The following is a 20,006-nucleotide window of genomic DNA, read 5'->3' on the forward strand; positions in this document are numbered from 1 at the left end:
CAGAGGGGCTCTTGACGTGGAGCCTAGGAGATTCGAACTCCTGACATCTGCCTTGCAAAGGCAGCGCTCTACCAACTGAGCTAAGGCCCCGGAAAAGAGGACAGCACCAGACACATCAGCGTCTTGGTCACCGCCGCAGACCAGACTACCGGGTGACCCCCTGAATCTTCCAAAAAGATTGGGACTCCCGGTCGGCAACCACTCTCCGTAAGATGCTGGACGAGGTTCGCAGCAGCGAAGCCTCAGCGAAGGGGAGACGCCATGGATGCAGTTCAGCAGGAAGCAACGGCAAGAGCCAGGGAACTTCAGCGCAGCTGGTACGGGGAACCGCTGGGCGCGCTGTTCCGCCGGCTCATCGACGATCTCGGTCTGAACCAGGCCCGGCTCGCCGCCGTACTCGGGCTGTCCGCACCCATGCTGTCCCAGCTGATGAGCGGTCAGCGGGCGAAGATCGGCAACCCCGCGGTCGTCCAGCGCGTCCAGGCTCTGCAGGAGCTGGCCAGCCAGGTCGCCGACGGCAGTGTCAGCGCGGGCGAGGCCACCGACCGCATGGAGGAGATCAAGAAGTCCCAGGGAGGTTCCGTCCTCACCGGCACCGGTCAGACCACGACCAGCGGTGGGGCACCCACCGTCCGTCGCGTGGTCCGTGAGATCCAGTCGCTGCTGCGGTCGGTCGCGGCCGCCGGTGACATCATCGATGCCGCCGACTCCCTCGCCCCGACCCACCCGGAACTGGCAGAGTTCCTCAGGGTGTACGGCGCCGGCCGCACCGCGGACGCGGTCGCGCACTACGAAGGACACCAGAGCTAAGACCTTTCTTTCGGTTCGGGCCGGATTCAGGGGGCGGGAGCTGGTACGTGCGGCTGCCAGGCGGAGGAGGGAAACAGCGCCGGGCGTTGTGGACCGCCGCCGACGCGGTGGGTGCGCGTACCGGACCCCACGGGCTCAGCCGAATGAAAGATCCTGGTGCACTACCCCCGAGAGCCGGGCACGAGCCGAAACAGGAACTGGGAGCGGGCACAGCGCAATGGGTGAGGTCTTCGCTGGTCGGTACGAGCTGATCGATCCGATCGGACGTGGTGGCGTCGGCGCCGTCTGGCGAGCCTGGGACCACCGTCGCCGCCGGTACGTGGCGGCCAAGGTGCTTCAGCAGAGCGACGCACACACGCTGCTGCGCTTCGTCCGCGAGCAGGCCCTGCGGATCGAGCATCCTCATGTGCTCGCCCCGGCCAGTTGGGCCGCGGACGACGACAAGGTCCTGTTCACCATGGATCTGGTGAGCGGCGGCTCGCTTGCGCATGTCATCGGCGACTACGGGCCGCTGCCCCCGCGCTTTGTCTGCACACTGCTCGACCAGTTGCTGTCCGGACTGTCGACGGTGCATGCGGAAGGTGTCGTGCACCGCGACATCAAGCCCGCCAACATCCTGATGGAGGCCACCGGGACCGGTCGGCCGCACCTGCGGCTCTCCGACTTCGGCATCTCCATGCGCAAGGGCGAGCCCCGCCTGACCGAGACCAACTATGTGGTGGGAACGCCGGGTTACTTCGCGCCCGAGCAGATGATGGGGGCGGAGCCCGACTTCCCCGCGGACCTCTTCGCCGTGGGGCTCGTCGCGCTCTATCTGCTGCAGGGGAAAAAGCCGGACGCCCGGGCCCTCGTCGAACACTTCGCCTCGCACGGCACCCCCAGCGCCCCGCAAGGCATCCCGGAGCCGCTGTGGCAGGTCCTCGCCGGTCTTCTGCAGCCGGATCCGCAGGCCCGGTTCCGCACGGCCACCGGCGCGCGCAAGGCGCTGACGGCCGCGGTCGAGATGCTGCCGGAGCCAGATATCGACGACGAACCGGTGGAGGTCTTCGACCAACTGGGCCCGCTGCCCGCCGGTTTCGGCCACGAAGGCCCGATCGCCACCCCCAGGCCGCCCTCCCCGACCGATCACGCCGCACACGCGGGCCAGGCCGCACAGCAGCCACACACCCCGCTGCCCTCCCCGATGTCGGAGACGGGCAGCTTCCATCTCGCCCCGCCTCCGCAGCAGCCGCCCACGCAGCTGCCCCAGTCGGCCCAGCCTGCCCCTGCCTCCATTCCGCTCCCGGCACATACGGGTTCCCCCTTCCCTGCCGCCCCACCGGATCTCTCCCAGGCTCCGACATCCGCGGTTCGGCACGAACCGTCTCCTACTCGTGCATACACCGCCGAGCGGCAGCAGGTTCCGCATCCCGGGGCGGGAATGTCCCCGAACTTCGCTCCGGCAGCACCTCCGGCCCACCCCATGGCCGCCGCTCCCGCACAGGCAGCGCAGAAGCGTCCGGGACCGCCCCCGAAGGTGGCGATCCCGGTCCTGCTGGTGGCGCTGATCTGTTTCGCTGTCGGAATCTGGGCACTCACCCAGGCCTGAGGTCCGGTGGCTGCAGCCGCTGTCACCAGGCCTGAGGCGGCCCTTCGTACGGCTGCTGCCCGCCCACACCACCGGCAGGACCGCCCGCGGCGGCGGCCGTGCGGCGACGCGCAAGCAGCGTCCACGCCCCGAGGCCGAGCACCAGCACGGCGCCTGCGCCGATCCCGGCCGCGCCCACCATCTTCATCGTGGTGCTCTTGTCTGCCTGGGGTGCGCTCTGGCCGCTCCTGGCCATGTCCTTGTCGTCCTGCGTCACACCGAAGATTCCGGGGGAACCCCCGTACGGCGACGTTCGCGCCGCGTTCTCGACCTGCACCTTGAGAGTCATCGGGATCGCCTTGTTCCCGTAGGCCTTCGCGACCTCCGGGCTGAGCGACACCGACAGGTAGTACCAGCCCGCGAACCGCATGGCGCTCTCGCCAGCACTGAACGTGAACCGGTTCTCGTACGCCACCGGGGGCAGCGGATCGAGCGACACCGAGGCAGGCTTGCCGGAGTACGACAGCGGCGAGGCGTCGTCGACATGGCCGTGCGCCGGATTGTCCAGGGAGAGTGCGAGCGCGTTGCCGACGTACTCGTCCGAGCCGCCGACACTGTTGCCGAGGTCGACGGTGGCGAAGATCTGCTGTCCCCAGTCCACCGGTACCCGGTAGAAGAGGGTCTGCCCCGGCTCGATGCCGTCCCTCCATGTGCCGGTCTCCAGGCTGGTGGCGTCGTAATAGCTGGTGCCGCCGGGCCGTTCCTCCTTCTTGGCCTGCGTGGGGGGTGTCGGCGACGCCGAAGACCAGTCCTCCGGCGCCTCGGTCGGTGCCGTACCGCCCTTCTTCAGCTTCGGCTCCGACTCGTAACGGAGCTCCAGGTCCCAGGCGTCGGGCGTCGAGGTGGCTTTGCTCTCCCGCTCGATCAGGACGTTGTACGTGCCGGCGTCCTGGCAGGTGTTGCTGTCCTTGTCCGTGACCCGGTAGGCGTATGCGGCGATCGGATGCGGGAACTCCGCCGCCTGGAAGCGGGCGTCCTCGGAACTGCACTGCAGGTCCGTGCTGTCCCTGACGCTGACCTTGATGCCGTCCCCGTACGCGACCTTGCCACCGGCCTTGGGTACGACCACCGCCGAGACGTACGCGTTCGTGGCGGCGTCGAGTTCGAGACGGTAGTAGAGCTTCTCGCCCGGCTTGATCGAGCTCCTGTAGACGGACCCGGGCTTCAGGGCCGACGCGTCGGTGCTGACCTCCGCGCCCCGGACCGTCTTCGCCGCGGGGTCGAAGGTGTACGCAGCAGGCTCACCGGCCGCGTACGCCTGCCCCGGCAGCGCCGCCACCGCGCACATCGCCGCGGTCGCGGCCAGCGTCGCCCGGCCCCTGTTGCGCTGCCTCATCACGCGCTTCCCCTCGTCGTCTGTGTGGCCGACCTGCGGCGGCTGCGTGCGAACACGAGCCCGACGATCACCACCACGGCGCCCGCCCCGGCAGCGGCCGCAACGCCGGTCCATCCTGCCCCGCCCGTACCTTCGCTGTCTCCGGCCGCAGCCGAATTGCCCTTCTTGTCGGTCCCCTTGCCCTCTCCCCTGTCCGGTTTCCCGGCGAAGACGGCGGCATGGTGCTCGGGGCCGGCCCGCTCGTCCTCGAGCACCGAACACCCGCAGGACCACACCGATCTGCGCGTTCTTTGCAATCTCGACAGCCTGCGCACCCAGCGTCACCGAGATGGAGAACTCGCCCCCGGCATGCACCGACTGGACCGTTGAGCGGTACTCGTAGCGGTTGGTCCAGGCGACCGGCATCGAACCCATCATGATCGCGGCCTGACGGCCGCTGTACAGGGCCGACGAGGTGAACTCGCCACCGCCGCCGACCGGGAAGCGGGCCGGGTCCGTGCAGCCCCGGGGCCGGTCGGCGACGTACACCCGCAGAGCGGTCGGACAGCCTCCGGGAAGACCGTCCACGACGGCGCCCACAGCGATACCTGAGAGGTCGTGGCGGGGCTGCAGATGCGCCGTCGGCAGCCGTGGCGGGCATCGCACCCGCGGCAGGGCGAGCAGCGCTCCGTCGATCCACGTCCCTGCTGCTGAAGTGCGGCGATGGTTCCGTGCTCTCACACGTGCCCCCCTCGACCGACCTACCAGCTCCTTTGCTCTCGCAATCTATTGATTTGCGTAGGTGAATTCAAGAGCACAGGTGTCACGGTCCCGCAACAGCACGAAGCCCCGGTCGCTCAGCGACCGGGGCCCGCACAAAGCTGTTCTGTCTCAGACACCCGAACCTGCGGGCACGGAGTCAGTCGCCTCCGTCCACAGATCCTGCTCGGCGCGATCCGCCTGGATCTGGCGGTACACGAGGAGCCCGCCGATGGCGGCCAGTGCGACCAGGAGAAGCTTCTTCACCGCGCGACCTCGTCTTTCCTTGACGTAGGGGACTTCTGCCGCCCGACTATACACACCGACCGATACCGATCGGTGACCTACCTGCGACCTGGCTGGTTCCCGGACAAAAGCGGCCATCCATCCCCGCTCCACACCGATCCGTCCAGCCCGGTTGCACCAGACGAGTGGTGTTCATCTGAAGATCGGCGGATCCACGGCGTCGGTCACCGAAATCGCGAGCCACATCCACATCATCAGAAAGGTAAGCAAACCGGACTACCCGAAAGCGAGGGGCCATGAGCACCTTCAAGGCCAAGAGCATCTGGACCGCCTTCATCACCGCCTTCTTCGCGCTTCTCGCGTCGATGGGGCTCATCAGCACCCCCGCCACGGCCACGCAGCCGAAGGCCACGAATCAGGAGCACACGGGTGCGACCGCGGCAACCGCGACCACCCCGTCGGTGCGATGGACCCTTCCGCGTGACAGGTCGCTGCCACCCACGATGAAGCAGCGCATCCGCGCCGAGGCACACGGCTCCTCACCGGCCACCAGGCACCTGCCGACGGACATGAGGGACACCATGGACGCCACAGACACCACCGGCGCCGCCCGCACCGCCCACGGGGCCCCGGCGGGGGACGCATCCCTCCTGCCACCGTGAGAGCGGTGCCACTGACGCACGGGGCCCCTGGTCCGGTTCACACCGGACGGGGGCCTTTTCGTGCGCCGGGCAACCAGGGGCCGGCTTCGTGCCCACCATGGCAGTGGCGGACGGACTCGCAGTTCGCGAAGCCCTGCTCCACGCTTCCCGATCACGCGATCGCCTGCGCCGGCAGAGGCGTTCCCGCGCCCCGCGCTCCGATGCCCGAGACCGTGCAGCCCTCGCCGCGGATCCCTGCACACCCCTGCGGCGCGCGCATCCCCGTACAACCACGCACAACCTCGGTGCAGGGCGGCATGATCGACCCTGTGGGCTTCTCCCGGAGATTCGAGCGGCACGTGACCAGATCGGCATGACCAGGACGCCTACGCACGTGGTCGGCTCCGACGATCGGGAAGCCGTCGCGATGCTCGCCGAGCTGCCGCAGGACCCACTACTCATCGGCCGATGTCAGCCTTAGATGCCAAAGACCCCCAACCATGATTGGTCGGGGGTCTTTGTACTGGTGGGGCTAACAGGATTTGAACCTGTGGCCTCATCCTTATCAGGGATGCGCTCTAACCAACTGAGCTATAGCCCCGCCGCGCTGCGCGCTGACTTCTGAAGATTAGCGCACGTCGGGGCCAGTCCCAAAATCGATACCCGCAGCCCTACTCGTCCTCGGCCAGCGTGAGCTCGACACCGCCCACGAAACCGGCCGACAAGTTGTAGATGAAGGCGCCCAGCGTCGCCAGTGCGGTCGCCAGCACGACGTCGATCACCGCGATGACCGACGTGAAGATGAGAACGCGCGGAAGCGACAGGAACGACTGCACATCGAAGCCGTTGCTGTCGTTGGAACCGGTCGCCTCGCTGATGGTGCCGCCCACGGTGGAGAAGACGCCCATGGCGTCCATCACCAGCCACAGGACCGCGGCCGCCACGACCGTGCAGATGCCGAGCGCGATGGAGAGCAGGAAGCTGACCTTCATCACCGACCACGGGTCGGCCTTCGCCACCCGCAGTCGCGCCTTGCGGGTGCGCGGAGTGGTCCGCGCCCCCGTCCGAGGGCGACGGGCCGCCTGCGCGGCACCGACGCCGTGCTGCGCGCCCTGGGGCGGGCCGCCCTGCGTCCCGCCCGCGGGCGAGGGGTACGCCTGCGGCGGGTGGTAAGGCCCACCTGCCTGCCCCGGCGCGGGCTCACGCTCACCGGGCAGTGGCCCGGTCGCGTATCCCTCGTACTGGGGCTGAGGCCCCCGGGTGTCCGTCACAGTGCCCCCTTGGGAGTCCGTGGCAGGGCCACGGGCACCGTTCGCTCCAGCTCCGGAAGCGGCCGAACCGGCGCCCGTGGCTCCACTCACGCTCTACTCCTCGTGCTCCCCGGCCGAAGGCGACGTGCCTTCGACAGTGCCCTCGACAGTGTTCTCTGCGGTCGCCTCGGCAGTCGCCTCGGCATCCGCATCTCCGTCGACCTCTTCGGCCTCGCGGCCGGCCTCGGCGTTACGTGCGATGCCGACGACCGCGTCACGCTTGCCCAGATTGATCAGTTGGACGCCCATGGTGTCACGGCCCGTCTCCCTGACTTCATTGACTCGCGTACGAATCACACCGCCGCCGAGCGTGATGGCGAGGATTTCGTCCGTCTCCTCGACCACCAGCGCGCCGACCAGCGAGCCCCGGTCCTCCACGATCTTGGCGGCCTTGATACCCAGGCCGCCACGACCCTGAACGCGGTACTCGTCGACGGGGGTCCGCTTCGCGTACCCACCATCGGTGGCTGTGAACACGAACGTACCCGGCCTGACGACATTCATCGAGAGCAGTTCGTCGCCTTCGCGGAAACTCATGCCCTTGACGCCCGAGGTCGCACGGCCCATCGGGCGCAGTGCATCGTCCGTCGCAGTGAACCTGATGGACTGGGCCTTCTTGCTGATGAGCAGCAGATCATCCTCGGCCGAGACCAGCTCCGCACCGATGAGCTCGTCGTCGCTGCCGTCCTCCGTCTCGCGGAGGTTGATCGCGATGACACCGCCGGAACGCGGGGAGTCGTAGTCCTTCAGCGCGGTCTTCTTCACCAGGCCACCCTTGGTGGCGAGGATCAGATAGGGCGCGGCCTCGTAGTCCCGGATCGCCAGGATCTCGGCGATCCGCTCGTCCGGCTGGAAGGCCAGCAGGTTGGCGACGTGCTGGCCGCGTGCGTCCCGGCCGGCGTCCGGAAGCTCGTACGCCTTGGCCCGGTAGACGCGACCCTTGTTGGTGAAGAACAGCAGCCAGTGGTGGGTCGTCGACACGAAGAAGTGGTCGACGATGTCGTCTTCCTTGAGCTTCGTGCCGCGGACGCCCTTGCCGCCGCGCTTCTGCGAGCGGTAGTCGTCCGTCTTCGTACGCTTCACATAGCCGCCGCGCGAGATGGTGACGACGATGTCCTCCTCGGCGATCAGGTCCTCGATGGACATGTCACCGTCGAAGGGCACCAGCTTGGAGCGCCGGTCGTCGCCGAACTTATCGACGATCGCCGCCAGCTCCTCGCTGACGATCTGCCGCTGCCGTGCCGGCGACGCCAGAATCTCGTTGTACTCGTTGATCTTCGCCTGGAGCTCGTCGTGCTCGGCCGTGATCTTCTGGTGCTCCAGCGCGGCCAGTCGGCGCAGCTGCATCTCCAGAATCGCGTTCGCCTGGATCTCGTCGATCTCCAGCAGGCCCATCAGGCCCTCACGCGCGATCTCGACCGTCTGACTGCGCCGGATGAGGGCGATGACCTCGTCGATCGCGTCGAGTGCCTTGAGCAGACCGCGCAGGATATGCGCCCGCTCCTCCGCCTTGCGCAGGCGGAACCTCGTACGCCGGACGATGACCTCGATCTGGTGCGTCACCCAGTGGCGGATGAACGCGTCGATCGACAGCGTGCGCGGCACCCCGTCGACCAGCGCCAGCATGTTCGCGCCGAAGTTCGTCTGGAGATCGGTGTGCTTGTACAGGTTGTTGAGTACGACCTTGGCGACCGCGTCCCGTTTCAGCACGACCACGAGGCGCTGGCCGGTGCGCGAGGACGTCTCGTCGCGGACGTCCGCGATGCCACCGACCTTGCCGTCCTTGACCAGGTCGGCGATCTTCTGCGCGAGGTTGTCGGGGTTGGTCTGGTACGGAAGCTCCGTGACGACCAGGCACTGCCGGTTCTGGATCTCCTCGACCGCCACGACCGCGCGCATCGTGATGGAGCCACGGCCCGTGCGGTACGCCTCCTCGATGCCCTTGCGGCCGACGACGAGCGCTCCGGTCGGGAAGTCCGGGCCCTTGATCCGCTCGATCAGGGCGTCCAGCAGCTCCTCGTGCGAGGCCTCCGGGTGCTCCAGGTACCACTGGGCACCGGCCGCGACCTCGCGCAGGTTGTGAGGCGGGATGTTGGTCGCCATGCCGACCGCGATGCCCGCGGAGCCGTTGACCAGCAGGTTCGGGAAGCGCGCCGGCAGAACCGTCGGCTCCTGGTTGCGGCCGTCATAGTTGTCCTGGAAGTCGACGGTCTCCTCGTCGATGTCCCGGACCATCTCCATGGACTGCGGCATCATCTTGCACTCGGTGTACCGCATGGCTGCGGCCGGGTCGTTGCCCGGAGAACCGAAGTTGCCGTTGGAGTCGACCAGCGGCATGCGCATCGACCAGGGCTGCGCCAGTCGCACGAGCGCGTCGTAGATCGAGGAGTCGCCGTGCGGGTGGTACGTACCCATGACGTCACCGACGACACGGGCGCACTTGTAGAAGCCCTTCTCGGGCCGGTACCCGCCGTCGTACATGGCGTACAGCACACGGCGGTGGACGGGCTTGAGGCCGTCCCGTACGTCCGGCAGCGCACGCGACACGATGACGGACATCGCGTAATCGAGGTAGGAGCGCTGCATCTCCGTCTCGAGCCCCACGGGCTCGACACGCATGCCCACACCCGCGACTACGGGTTCCTCTTCAGGGGTGACAGGGGTGTTCTCGTCGGCCATTGCTGGTCAAAGTCCTTTCGAGCTGCGGCTTGCTTGGTACGGCCGACTCAGATGTCGAGGAAGCGGACGTCCTTGGCGTTGCGCTGGATGAACGAGCGCCGTGCCTCGACGTCCTCACCCATCAGCACCGAGAAGAGGTCGTCGGCCTGCGCCGCGTCGTCCAGCGTGACCTGGCCGAGCACGCGGTGGTCGACGTCCATCGTCGTGATGCGCAGCTCCTCGGCGTTCATCTCGCCGAGACCCTTGAAGCGCTGGATCGAGTCTTCCTTGATCCGCTTGCCGTTCTGCTTGCCGAGCTCGACCAGGGCGTCACGCTCGCGGTCCGAGTACGCGTACTCGAAGTCGTCGCGGCCCCACTTGATCTTGTAGAGCGGCGGGCGGGAGAGGTAGACATGGCCGGCCTCGACCAGCGGCCGCATGAAGCGGAAGAGGAACGTCAGCAGCAGCGTGTTGATGTGCTGACCGTCGACGTCGGCGTCCGCCATCAGAATGATCTTGTGATAGCGGAGCTTCTCGATGTCGAAGTCCTCGTGGACTCCGGTACCGAAGGCCGAGATCAGCGCCTGGACCTCGGTGTTCTGCAGGATCTTGTCGACCCGGGCCTTCTCGACGTTCAGGATCTTGCCTCGGATCGGCAGGATGGCCTGGTACATCGGGTTACGGCCGGACTTCGCCGAACCACCGGCGGAGTCACCCTCGACGATGAAGATCTCGCACTTCGTCGGGTCGTTCGACTGGCAGTCGCTCAGCTTGCCCGGCAGCGAGGCGCTCTCCAGGAGCCCCTTGCGACGGGTCAGGTCGCGCGCCTTCCGGGCGGCGACGCGGGCCGTGGCCGCCGCGATGCCCTTGCGGATGATGTCCGCGGCCTCGTTCGGGTTCCGGTCGAACCAGTCCGTGAGGTGCTCGTGGACCACCTTCTGGACGAAGGTCTTCGCCTCCGTGTTGCCCAGCTTGGTCTTCGTCTGGCCCTCGAACTGCGGCTCGCCCAGCTTCACCGAGATGATCGCCGTCAGACCCTCACGGATGTCGTCACCGGTGAGGTTGTCGTCCTTCTCGCGCAGCAGCTTCTTGTCCCGCGCGTACTTGTTGACCAGCGTGGTCAGCGCCGCACGGAAGCCCTCCTCGTGCGTACCGCCCTCATGCGTGTGGATCGTGTTGGCGAAGGAGTAGACACCCTCGCTGTACTGCGTGTTCCACTGCATCGCGATCTCGGCCGAGAGGAGTCGCTCCTTGTCCTCGGCCTCGATGTCGATCACCGACTGGTGAATGACGTCGCCCTTGCGGGAGTTGAGGTACTTCACGAAGTCGACGATGCCGCCCTCGTAGTGGTACGTGACCGTCCGGGCCGCTTCCTCCTCGGCGACCTCGACCGCCTCCGCGACATCCGCGCCCGCCGTCGCCTTCGCCGACTCACGCTCGTCCGTGAGCCTGATCGTCAGGCCCTTGTTGAGGAACGCCATCTCCTGGAAGCGGCGCGACAGCGTCTCGAAGGAGTACTCGATGGTCTCGAAGATGTCGCCGTCGGCCCAGAAGGTGACGGTCGTACCGGTCGTGTCGGTGGCCTCGTTACGGGCCAGCGGCGCCGTGGGCACACCGAGCTTGTAGTCCTGGGTCCAGCGGTAGCCGTCCCTCCTGACCTCGACGGAGACGCGCGTCGACAGGGCGTTCACGACGGAGACACCGACACCGTGCAGACCGCCGGAGACGGCATATCCGCCGCCGCCGAACTTGCCGCCGGCGTGCAGCACCGTCAGCACGACCTCGACCGCGGGCTTCTTCTCCGACGGCACGATGTCGACGGGGATACCTCGACCGTTGTCGATCACTCGGACCCCGCCGTCGGCAAGGATCGTGACGTCGATGGTGTCCGCATGCCCGGCCAGGGCTTCATCGACCGAGTTGTCGACGACCTCTTGCACAAGGTGGTGAAGTCCACGCTCACCGGTCGAACCGATGTACATGCCAGGTCGCTTGCGGACCGCGTCCAGGCCCTCGAGGACGGTGATCGCGCTGGCGTCGTACGAGGCAGCCGCCTCGCCGCTCTCACCGGGTGTGGACGGAATGTTCTCGTTGGGGTTGCCGGAATCGGCCACGAAGCGCCCTTTCTGGCACAGCACAGGCCGTTCTCCGGGCAAGCGGGAGCGGCTGCGTCGTTCGGCTTGTATCGACGACTCCCGCAAGGATGCGGGATTATTCACCAGTCTACCGGTAGCGCCGACACGAATGGGGGTTTGCCGGTACCTGAGTCCGCATGTGCCGCCCTGAATGAGCGCCTGACGACTCCCCATATTCGGGATGGGGCTCCAAGAGGCTCAAGCGGGCATTGAGCGCTTCGGCCTGTCAACCTCTCGCTACGGTGAGGGACGCCCCTGCCACACCACAGGGTTTCAACCTGCACAGACCCGTACATCACGGAAGCAGCGGACAACACCGCAGAGAAGGCAGCACACCACCGCAGCCGAACTTCTCAGGACTGCTGAACGGCAGCTGCCGACATCGGGCACAGAGCCGCGCAGGGAGAGAAAAGCCCAGGTCAGCCGTATGTGTCGCCCGGGCCGGTGCTTCCCGGCGCACGCAGCGGACCGAATCTGCGCTGCGGACCACCCGGCCCCAAAACCTTGATCAACTTTACGGTTCCGTGCCCCAGATCCGCGTTCAGCCGGGCGACCAGTTGCGGCGCCAGCAGCCGCAGCTGCGTCGCCCAGGCCGTCGAATCGCACTGCACCGTGAGCACCCGCTCCTCGGGGGCCTCGTCGTACCGCAGCGGCACACAATGATTGGCCAGATCCTCACCGACGATCTGCGGCCAGCGGCCCATCACACCGCCCACCGCCGCGGGGGTCTCCCAGCCGCGCTCGGTGATCAGACGATTGATCGCGGCGCCCAGCGGCAACGGATCGCGCCCGTCCGCCCGCGCGCCGGAACGCAGCCCACCGCCCCGTCTGGCCTGTTTCTTCTGTTGCGCCGCGGCCCCGCGCGCCCGAGCCTGCTCCTTCGCGGCACGCAGGGCGACCCGCGCCAGATCGACACCGGACGCCTCCGGCTGCTTCGCCTCGCCCAACGGTTCCTGCGGGCCGCCGGCAGAGCCCTTCGCCGGATCGACGGAGCCGCTCATATCCGCTTCACCTCGCCCGCCGACACCGCATAACGCGTTCCCGCCAGCACACCCGGAACGTCATCGTCCACCGCCGCCGTCACCAGCACCTGCTCACCCGGAGCGACCAGCTCCGCCAGCCGCTCCCGGCGCCGCGCATCCAGCTCGGCGAAGACATCGTCCAGCACGAGCACCGGCTCATTGCCCTCGGTGCGCAGCAGGTCGTACGAGGCAAGCCGCAGCGCCAGCGCGTACGACCAGGACTCTCCATGGCTCGCGTACCCCTTGGCGGGCATCCCGCGCAGTCCCAACAGCAAATCGTCACGGTGCGGACCGACCAGCGTCACGCCCCGCTCGATCTCCTGCTTGCGGACCTCCGCGAGTGCAGCGAGCAGCTGCTCGTACAGCTCGTCACGGGTACGGGCGGGCTCCACGCCCGCACCGACCGAACTGCGGTACTCCAGCGTCACCGGGCCACCACCGGGCGCGACATCCGCGTACGCCTTGTCCGTCAGCGGCTGCAGGGTCGCGATCAGATCCAGCCGCTGCGCCAGCAGCTCCGCGCCCACCCGGCCCAGATGCTGGTCCCACACGTCGAGGGTGGACAGATCCATCGACCGGCCGCCGTGCCTGCGCGCCATCGCCGCGGACTTCAGCAGGGTGTTGCGCTGCTTCAGCACCCGCTCGTAGTCCGAACGGACCCCGGCCATCCGCGGCGAACGCGCAGTGATCAGCTCGTCGAGGAAGCGCCGACGCTCCCCGGGATCGCCCTTGACGAGCGCCAGATCCTCCGGCGCGAACAGCACAGTCCGTACGATCCCCAGCACGTCACGGGGCCTGACCTGCGACGATCGATTGATCCGGGCGCGATTGGCCCTGCCCGGATTGAGCTCCAGCTCGATCAGCTGCGCGCGCTCGCCCTGGGTGACGGCGGCCCGGATGACGGCCCGGTCCGCGCCCATCCGCACCAGCGGCGCATCGGAGGAGACACGATGGCTACCGAGCGTCGCGAGGTAACCGACGGCCTCGACCAGATTCGTCTTGCCCTGACCGTTCGCCCCCACGAACGCGGTGACGCCCGGGTCGAGAGGTACCTCGACCCGGGCGTACGAGCGGAAGTCGGCCAGCGAGAGATGCGTGACATGCATGGGTGTATGCCGACCTTCCCGGCTTCCTGCTCCGTGCTCCGCAGCGCGGGCCGGTGATGTGGGTCCGGCCCGCCCTCGGTGCGGTTACTTCTTGTTCTCGACCGCGTGGCCACCGAACTGGTTGCGCAGCGCGGCGATCATCTTCATCTGCGGGGAGTCGTCCTGGCGCGAGGCGAATCGCGCGAAGAGCGACGCGGTGATCGCGGGCAGCGGCACCGCGTTGTCGATCGCGGCCTCCACCGTCCACCGGCCCTCACCGGAGTCGGCGGCGAAGCCACGGAGCTTGTCGAGGTGCTCGTCGTCGTCCAGCGCGTTGACCGCCAGGTCGAGCAGCCAGGAACGGATGACCGTGCCCTCCTGCCAGGAGCGGAAGACCTCGCGCACATCGGTGACGGAGTCGACCTTCTCCAGCAGCTCCCAGCCCTCGGCGTAGGCCTGCATCATGGCGTACTCGATGCCGTTGTGGACCATCTTCGCGAAGTGGCCGGCGCCGACCTTGCCCGCATGGACGGACCCGAAGTCGCCCTCCGGCTTCAGCGCGTCGAAGACCGGCTGGACCTTCGCCACGTTCTCGGCGTCGCCGCCGTACATCAGCGCGTAGCCGTTCTCCAGGCCCCAGACTCCGCCCGAGACACCGCAGTCGACGAAGCCGATGCCCTTGATGCCCAGCTCGACCGCGTGCTTCTCGTCGTCCGTCCAGCGGGAGTTCCCGCCGTCCACGACGATGTCGCCGGGCGAGAGCAGCGCGGCCAGCTCGTCGATCGTGGACTGGGTCGCGGCACCGGCCGGGACCATCACCCAGATGACCCGTGAGCCCTTCAGCTTGCCCACAAGCTCTTCGAGGCTGTGGACATCGGAGACGTCCGGGTTGCGGTCGTAACCGATGACGGTGTGGCCTGCGCGGCGGATGCGCTCGCGCATGTTGCCGCCCATCTTGCCGAGGCCGACGAGACCGAGCTCCATCAGAGATTCCTTAAGCGTTGTGCCGATTCGTACCCAAGGCCGAGCCTACGCCCGGCCGGGGACAGACCGACGGGCATGCTCGGCTCTGAGCGTGCCCGTCGGAAGCTGCCGTGACAGGACCGGTGGCCGGATCAGCCGGAGAGGCGGACCGGCATGATCAGGTACTTGTACGCGTCATCCGCCTCGGCATCCACAGCCGGCCGGCCGCTGAGCAGCGCGGGCTTGGTGGACGTCGTGAAGGAGAGCTGGGCGACCGGGGAGTCGATCGCGCTGAGCCCGTCGAGCAGGAAGGTCGGGTTGAAGGCGATCGAGATGTCGTCACCGTCCAGCACGGCGTCGACGCGCTCCACAGCCTGTGCATCGTCGCTGGATCCGGCTTCGAGGATCAGCACACCCTGCTCGAAGCTGAGCCGCACCGGGGTGTTCCGCTCGGCGACGAGGGCCACACGCTTGACGGCCTCGACGAACGGGGCGGTCTCGATGACGGCGACCGAGTTGAACTCGGTGGGGAACAGCGTCCGGTACTTCGGCAGGTCGCCTTCGAGCAGTCGCGTGGTCGTACGCCGACCCGCGCCCTCGAAACCGATCAGACCTTCACCGGCACCGGAGCCGGACAGTGCCAGCGTCACCGTGTCACCGCTGGTCAGGGCCTTGGCCGTGTCCAGCAGCGTCTTGGCGGGCACCAGGGCGACGGCCGATGCGTCCGGGTTCTCCGGCTTCCACAGGAACTCGCGGACCGCGAAGCGGTAGCGGTCGGTGGACGCCAGGGTGACGGTGTCGCCCTCGATCTCGATCCGCACACCGGTCAGGACGGGCAGCGTGTCGTCGCGGCCCGCGGCGATGGCGACCTGGGCGGCGGCCGAGGCGAAGACCTCGCCGGGGACCGTGCCCGTCGCCGTCGGCATCTGCGGCAGCGCCGGGTACTCCTCCACAGGAAGGGTGTGGAGTGTGAATCGCGAGGAGCCGCAGACCACGGTGGCCCGTACACCGTCGGTGGAAATCTCCACCGGTCGGTTGGGGAGGGCGCGGCAGATGTCGGCGAGCAGCCGGCCGGAGACCAGCACCGTGCCGTCCTCCTCGACCTCGGCGTCCACCGAGACCCGGGCCGAGACCTCGTAGTCGAAGCTGGAGAAGCTGAGCGCGCCGTCCTCGGCCCTCAGAAGAAGGCCCGCAAGAACGGGCGCCGGCGGACGGGCCGGAAGGCTGCGGGCCACCCAGGCCACCGCCTCCGCGAGTACATCGCGCTCCACCCGGATCTTCACCGGAACCGCCTCCTGCTGTTGCTCGCTCGCCCTGCTGGCCTTCGTCGTCTGGTCGGGGTCGCTTCGCCGATGGCAGGCGGAGGACGTCCGGGGACCAGTCTGACGTACGGCACCGACACTCGGTGCTGCTCGGGGTCAAGTCGCGACAAGAGGTTCGGAGAGCTCCGGCGCCGAGTTGTGCACAGCACCCACTTCGAAGCGGAATCCGAGCTAACTCTATGTGGCAGTAGTAGTAGGTCCTGTGGAAACCGTGGATAACGTCGTTTTCGCAGGTCAGACCCGGTTTTTTATCCACTGGTCCTGTGGGTGGCATCGGTGGACAACCCGGCGTTTCTGTGGACACGCAAAAGTTCTGCACACCCGATGCACAGGACAGGGGTGGTTCTCCCCAGGGCTGTCCCCAGTTTTACCCAGGTTCCCCACAGCCCAACCGGGCTCCTTGGTGTGACGCCTTTCACTCCGCGCGGTGAAGGCGGGTGTTGTGTTGCCGAACAGTGGACAGGGGTGTGGAGAAGCTGGGGACAACGTAGCCCGGCCTGTGGGCCGCCGGTGGACAACATCGGAGGGCCTCTGTGGACGAATATTTTGTCCACAGGCTGTGGATCACTGTTGACCACAAATCCCCAGGCCCTTGACCTGGCCTGATGGAGTATCGGCAGTCGCCCCTGTGGAAGCAATATGGACAACTTCGCGATCCCCAGGCTGTGGAGAGGAAATTTTCCCCAGATCTGTGGAGAACCGCAGGTCGGCGGCATGTATTCGAACACCGGGGCCGGGGCGGAGGCGTGCGGATGGTGCCGGGACGGGCTCCGGGAGGTCTCTGGAAGCTCCGCCGAAGTGCCTTGGCAGCCCCGCGGAGGCGTTCCGGAGGCCGGCAGAAGTGCTGCCGGCGGTCGGCAGGAACGCTCCAGGACCACGCCGAGGCATGCTCCGGACCCGTGGATGCGGGCGGGAAACGCCGAGGGGCGCCCCTGCCGGACTTGTGTGGAAGCCAGGCAGGGGCGCCCCTCGGCGCCGTGCATGAAGTCGTGCCAGAAGCCGTACCGGCGCTCTGTCAGCCGTTCTTGATGCGGTTGGTCAGCTCGGTGACCTGGTTGTAGATGGAGCGTCGCTCCGCCATCAGCGCACGGATCTTGCGGTCCGCGTGCATCACCGTCGTGTGGTCGCGGCCGCCGAACTGCGCGCCGATCTTGGGCAGTGAGAGATCCGTCAGCTCACGGCAGAGATACATCGCGATCTGGCGAGCCGTCACCAGCACCCGGCTGCGTGAGGATCCACAGAGATCCTCCACGGTCAGACCGAAGTAGTCGGCGGTCGCCGCCATGATGGCCGTCGCCGTGATCTCCGGAGCCAAGTCCTCGCCACCCGGGATCAGGTCCTTCAGCACGATCTCGGTCAGCCCGAGATCCACCGGCTGGCGGTTGAGGCTGGCGAAGGCCGTCACCCGGATCAACGCTCCCTCAAGCTCCCGGATGTTGCGGGAGATGCGGGAGGCGATGAACTCCAGGACCTCCGGCGGGGCGTTGAGCTGCTCCTGCACCGCCTTCTTACGGAGGATCGCGATGCGCGTCTCCAGCTCCGGCGGCTGCACATCGGTGGTCAGACCCCACTCGAAACGGTTCCGCAGCCGGTCCTCCAGGGTGACCAGTTGCTTGGGCGGCCGGTCCGAGGACAGCACGATCTGCTTGTTGGCGTTGTGGAGCGTGTTGAAGGTGTGGAAGAACTCCTCCTGCGTCGACTCCTTGCTCGCCAGGAACTGGATGTCGTCGACCAGCAGGATGTCCACGTCGCGGTACCGCTTGCGGAAGGTGTCGCCCTTGCCGTCGCGGATCGAGTTGATGAACTCGTTGGTGAACTCCTCGGAGCTCACGTAGCGCACCCGGGTGCCCGGGTAGAGACTGCGCGCGTAGTGCCCGATGGCATGCAGCAGGTGGGTCTTGCCGAGCCCCGACTCCCCATAGATGAAGAGGGGGTTGTACGCCTTTGCGGGCGCCTCGGCGACGGCGACGGCGGCGGCGTGCGCGAACCGGTTGGACGCGCCGATGACAAAGGTGTCGAAGAGGTACTTCGGATTCAGCCGGGCATGGGGCTCGCCGGGACCGGGTGCGGGTGCGGGCTGGGCACCCATCGGTCCGGTGGCGCCGCCGGGGCGTCCGGTGCCGGGACCGCCCTGCCGGTGCTGGGGCTGGGGGTCCGGCATGTCATGGCGCTCGGGGCGCTGCTGCTCGTAACCCTGGCGCTCGGGGCGCTGCTGCTCGTAACCCTGGCGCTCGGGCGGCTGGGACCGGTAGTCGTGCTGCTGGGGGCGGTAGTCGTGCTGCGGCTCACGCCACTGCTCCGCGGACGCGTCGCGCTCCTGGAATCCGCCGAGCCGCGGCTGCTGCCAGGAGAGGTCCTCCTGGGTGCGCGGCCAGGCTCCGGGCTCGGGGCGCTGCTGCTGGTAGTCGGGGTAGGCGGGACGGGCCGTCGGCATGCCGTCGTCCGAGGGCCGGTGGCCGTATCCGTCGTAGGCGTCGCTGTGCTGCCGCTCGTCGTGCTGGGGTCCCTGGTAGCGGTGCTGCTGCGGCTGCTGGGACTGGTGCATCGGGGGTGCCGGCGGGGTCGGCGGCTCGCCCGCCGAATCGTCGACGGTGATCGCGATCCGGATCGGGCGTCCGCATTCGCGGCTCAGGGTCTCACTGATGAGCGGCGCAAGCCGTCCCTCGAGAACGCGCTTGCCCCATTCGTTGGGCACGGCGAGCAGCGCGGTGTCGGCGACCAGCGCGAGCGGCTGGCAGCGCTCGATCCACTGCTTGTCCTTCGACTCGATGCCCTGCTGGCCCTCCGCGAGGAGCTGCTCCAGCACTCGTGGCCACACTGCGGCAAGATCGGCAGGTACGTCAGCCACAAAGCACGCTCTCTCGCTGGTCCCACGAATGTGTGGTTCTCGGGACGGGATGGGTCGGGACGGGTGAGGCCCGGCAGGCGGGAAGAAAAAGAACCGCAGTCCAGCCACGGTAGTCAGGCCGACCCGCGAGGTTCAAGTCGTTGTCCACAGGCTGTGTACAGCGCGGGTCGTCGCGGGGCGGGTTTGACCGGATGGCGTAGCCGCGCGTACCGTGACCAGGTCGAGTTGTCGATGGCTGCTGCCGCCTGCCTCCGATGGGCAAAGATCACGATCTGTGATTGTGAAGCGGTGCACTAAGGCGTATACGCGAGTCTCTCGTGGGCGCACGGTGACAGCCAGGCGATGTCCCGCCAATACACAATCATTTCTGGAGCCCCCGAGTGAGCAAGCGCACCTTCCAGCCGAACAACCGTCGTCGCGCGAAGACCCACGGCTTCCGGCTGCGTATGCGCACCCGTGCCGGCCGCGCGATTCTCGCGTCCCGCCGTGGCAAGGGTCGCGCCAACCTGTCCGCCTGATCGCGTACAGGTCATGACGTGCTGCCTACCGAGAATCGGCTGAGGCGGCGCGAGGACTTCGCGACCGCAGTACGTCGAGGACGCCGGGCCGGACGCCCGCTACTCGTCGTCCATCTACGTAGCGGTGCAACGGACCCGCACGTGACTGGGGAGAGTGCTCCCCCGCCGCGTGCGGGTTTCGTTGTCAGCAAAGCCGTGGGTGGCGCGGTCGTACGCACAGCGGTGAAGCGGAGGCTTCGCCATCTGGTCCGCGATCGTCTGGCCATGCTGCCCCCCGGTAGCCTGGTTGTCGTACGAGCGCTGCCCGGATCGGGCGACGCCGACCATGAACAGCTGGCCCGAGACCTGGACGCCGCCCTTCAGCGGCTGCTGGGAGGGGGCGCGCGATGAAGTACCCGCTGCTGGCTCTGATCAAGCTGTACCAGTGGACGATCAGCCCACTCCTCGGGCCTGTCTGCCGTTACTACCCGTCGTGTTCCCACTATGGATATACGGCGATCGACCGGCACGGAGCGATCAAGGGAACCGCGCTGACCGCATGGCGCATCCTGCGGTGCAATCCGTGGTCACCCGGCGGCGTGGACCATGTTCCGCCACGCAAACGTCCGCGTTGGCACGAACTGCTGCGTAATGCACTGCGTGGCAGCAAGGGCGGGGACTCCGCCGCTGATGTGCCTCCCGGGGGGACGGCCTCCGAACCCCCGAGCCCGGCCGCAGAGACTTCGCCCAATGCTCAAGGAGCCTGAT

The 20,006-nt window shown here is 67.7% G+C and carries 17 protein-coding genes and 2 tRNA genes; 6 read left to right on the forward strand and 13 right to left on the reverse strand.

Going from position 1 to position 20,006, the window contains the following annotated elements:
• Positions 1 to 17 precede the first annotated feature (17 nt).
• Positions 18 to 90 (reverse strand) — tRNA-Ala (locus ACFU8W_RS05880).
• Positions 91 to 261: 171 nt separating this feature from the next.
• Between ACFU8W_RS05880 and ACFU8W_RS05885 the strand changes: the two genes are divergently transcribed.
• Both ACFU8W_RS05885 and ACFU8W_RS05890 read left to right on the forward strand, forming a co-directional pair.
• Entirely contained in the window at positions 262 to 810 is a 549-nt protein-coding gene (locus tag ACFU8W_RS05885; RefSeq protein ID WP_266983753.1) for a DNA-binding protein, read from the forward strand.
• Positions 811 to 1,027: 217 nt separating this feature from the next.
• Positions 1,028 to 2,398: a serine/threonine protein kinase gene (locus ACFU8W_RS05890; RefSeq protein ID WP_384032599.1), complete on the forward strand. Its 1,371-nt coding sequence runs from the start codon at positions 1,028 to 1,030 to the stop codon at positions 2,396 to 2,398.
• A gap of 22 nt (positions 2,399 to 2,420) precedes the next feature.
• On the opposite strand, the gene ACFU8W_RS05895 is transcribed toward ACFU8W_RS05890, so the two are convergent.
• From ACFU8W_RS05895 to ACFU8W_RS05905, 3 genes are all read right to left on the reverse strand, one after another.
• Positions 2,421 to 3,773: a hypothetical protein gene (locus tag ACFU8W_RS05895; protein WP_384032601.1), complete on the reverse strand. Its 1,353-nt coding sequence runs from the start codon at positions 3,771 to 3,773 to the stop codon at positions 2,421 to 2,423.
• Complete coding sequence (locus tag ACFU8W_RS05900) at positions 3,773 to 4,027, reverse strand: hypothetical protein (RefSeq protein WP_384032603.1); 255 nt, start codon at positions 4,025 to 4,027, stop codon at positions 3,773 to 3,775. The genes ACFU8W_RS05895 and ACFU8W_RS05900 overlap by 1 nt, the downstream gene beginning before the upstream one ends.
• Positions 4,028 to 4,643: 616 nt before the next feature.
• Positions 4,644 to 4,778 carry a DLW-39 family protein gene (locus tag ACFU8W_RS05905; RefSeq protein WP_003958712.1) on the reverse strand — a complete coding sequence of 45 codons (135 nt, stop codon included), beginning with the start codon at positions 4,776 to 4,778 and terminating at the stop codon, positions 4,644 to 4,646.
• A 275-nt stretch (positions 4,779 to 5,053) separates the two neighbouring features.
• On the opposite strand from ACFU8W_RS05905, the gene ACFU8W_RS05910 reads away from it, so the two are divergent.
• Positions 5,054 to 5,419 (forward strand): DUF6344 domain-containing protein, encoded by a 366-nt coding sequence (locus ACFU8W_RS05910; RefSeq protein WP_384032605.1) that lies wholly within the window; start codon positions 5,054 to 5,056, stop codon positions 5,417 to 5,419.
• Between the two features lie 503 nt (positions 5,420 to 5,922).
• On the opposite strand, the gene ACFU8W_RS05915 is transcribed toward ACFU8W_RS05910, so the two are convergent.
• The 9 genes from ACFU8W_RS05915 to dnaA all read right to left on the reverse strand — a co-directional run bounded on the left by ACFU8W_RS05915 (position 5,923) and on the right by dnaA (position 18,741).
• Positions 5,923 to 5,999: transfer RNA gene (locus ACFU8W_RS05915), tRNA-Ile, on the reverse strand.
• Positions 6,000 to 6,069: 70 nt separating this feature from the next.
• Positions 6,070 to 6,669 (reverse strand): DUF3566 domain-containing protein, encoded by a 600-nt coding sequence (locus ACFU8W_RS05920; protein ID WP_384032607.1) that lies wholly within the window; start codon positions 6,667 to 6,669, stop codon positions 6,070 to 6,072.
• A 93-nt stretch (positions 6,670 to 6,762) separates the two neighbouring features.
• On the reverse strand, positions 6,763 to 9,387 hold the full coding sequence (gyrA, locus tag ACFU8W_RS05925) for a DNA gyrase subunit A (RefSeq protein WP_384032609.1): 2,625 nt from the start codon (positions 9,385 to 9,387) through the stop codon (positions 6,763 to 6,765).
• A 47-nt stretch (positions 9,388 to 9,434) separates the two neighbouring features.
• Positions 9,435 to 11,504 (reverse strand): DNA topoisomerase (ATP-hydrolyzing) subunit B, encoded by a 2,070-nt coding sequence (gene gyrB, locus ACFU8W_RS05930; RefSeq protein ID WP_345512714.1) that lies wholly within the window; start codon positions 11,502 to 11,504, stop codon positions 9,435 to 9,437.
• Between the two features lie 416 nt (positions 11,505 to 11,920).
• A complete protein-coding gene (locus ACFU8W_RS05935; RefSeq protein WP_384032611.1) occupies positions 11,921 to 12,502 on the reverse strand; it encodes a DUF721 domain-containing protein in 582 nt (193 codons plus the stop codon).
• Positions 12,499 to 13,629: a DNA replication/repair protein RecF gene (recF, locus tag ACFU8W_RS05940; protein WP_345512711.1), complete on the reverse strand. Its 1,131-nt coding sequence runs from the start codon at positions 13,627 to 13,629 to the stop codon at positions 12,499 to 12,501. Before recF ends, ACFU8W_RS05935 begins: the two co-directional genes overlap by 4 nt.
• Positions 13,630 to 13,713: 84 nt before the next feature.
• Complete coding sequence (gene gnd, locus ACFU8W_RS05945) at positions 13,714 to 14,592, reverse strand: phosphogluconate dehydrogenase (NAD(+)-dependent, decarboxylating) (protein WP_384032614.1); 879 nt, start codon at positions 14,590 to 14,592, stop codon at positions 13,714 to 13,716.
• Positions 14,593 to 14,723: 131 nt separating this feature from the next.
• Positions 14,724 to 15,854 carry a DNA polymerase III subunit beta gene (gene dnaN, locus ACFU8W_RS05950; protein WP_266983733.1) on the reverse strand — a complete coding sequence of 377 codons (1,131 nt, stop codon included), beginning with the start codon at positions 15,852 to 15,854 and terminating at the stop codon, positions 14,724 to 14,726.
• A gap of 1,054 nt (positions 15,855 to 16,908) precedes the next feature.
• Positions 16,909 to 18,741: a chromosomal replication initiator protein DnaA gene (gene dnaA / locus ACFU8W_RS05955; RefSeq protein ID WP_384032616.1), complete on the reverse strand. Its 1,833-nt coding sequence runs from the start codon at positions 18,739 to 18,741 to the stop codon at positions 16,909 to 16,911.
• A gap of 380 nt (positions 18,742 to 19,121) precedes the next feature.
• On the opposite strand from dnaA, the gene rpmH reads away from it, so the two are divergent.
• Genes rpmH through yidD form a run of 3 tightly spaced genes read left to right on the forward strand, consistent with a single transcriptional unit; the run spans position 19,122 to position 20,005 of the window.
• Positions 19,122 to 19,259, forward strand: coding sequence for a 50S ribosomal protein L34 (gene rpmH, locus ACFU8W_RS05960; protein ID WP_030930485.1), 138 nt, complete (start codon positions 19,122 to 19,124; stop codon positions 19,257 to 19,259).
• An 18-nt stretch (positions 19,260 to 19,277) separates the two neighbouring features.
• Positions 19,278 to 19,649: a ribonuclease P protein component gene (rnpA, locus tag ACFU8W_RS05965; protein ID WP_078840444.1), complete on the forward strand. Its 372-nt coding sequence runs from the start codon at positions 19,278 to 19,280 to the stop codon at positions 19,647 to 19,649.
• Positions 19,646 to 20,005: a membrane protein insertion efficiency factor YidD gene (gene yidD, locus ACFU8W_RS05970; protein WP_078840445.1), complete on the forward strand. Its 360-nt coding sequence runs from the start codon at positions 19,646 to 19,648 to the stop codon at positions 20,003 to 20,005. The genes rnpA and yidD overlap by 4 nt, the downstream gene beginning before the upstream one ends.
• Position 20,006 lies beyond the last annotated feature (1 nt).

Origin of the sequence: Streptomyces sp. NPDC057565 (assembly GCF_042801455.1) — a bacterium.
Classification (GTDB): domain Bacteria; phylum Actinomycetota; class Actinomycetes; order Streptomycetales; family Streptomycetaceae; genus Streptomyces; species Streptomyces yanii.

Bases quoted from the DNA above. Each gene is read 5' to 3' on its own strand.
- ACFU8W_RS05935 (WP_384032611.1), bottom strand. From the start codon at position 12,502: ATGAGCGGCTCCGTCGATCCGGCGAAGGGCTCTGCCGGCGGCCCGCAG.
- recF (WP_345512711.1), bottom strand. From the start codon at position 13,629: ATGCATGTCACGCATCTCTCGCTGGCCGACTTCCGCTCGTACGCCCGG.
- gyrA (WP_384032609.1), bottom strand. From the start codon at position 9,387: ATGGCCGACGAGAACACCCCTGTCACCCCTGAAGAGGAACCCGTAGTC.
- ACFU8W_RS05910 (WP_384032605.1), top strand. From the start codon at position 5,054: ATGAGCACCTTCAAGGCCAAGAGCATCTGGACCGCCTTCATCACCGCC.
- gnd (WP_384032614.1), bottom strand. From the start codon at position 14,592: ATGGAGCTCGGTCTCGTCGGCCTCGGCAAGATGGGCGGCAACATGCGC.
- yidD (WP_078840445.1), top strand. From the start codon at position 19,646: ATGAAGTACCCGCTGCTGGCTCTGATCAAGCTGTACCAGTGGACGATC.
- ACFU8W_RS05890 (WP_384032599.1), top strand. From the start codon at position 1,028: ATGGGTGAGGTCTTCGCTGGTCGGTACGAGCTGATCGATCCGATCGGA.
- ACFU8W_RS05895 (WP_384032601.1), bottom strand. From the start codon at position 3,773: ATGAGGCAGCGCAACAGGGGCCGGGCGACGCTGGCCGCGACCGCGGCG.
- ACFU8W_RS05885 (WP_266983753.1), top strand. From the start codon at position 262: ATGGATGCAGTTCAGCAGGAAGCAACGGCAAGAGCCAGGGAACTTCAG.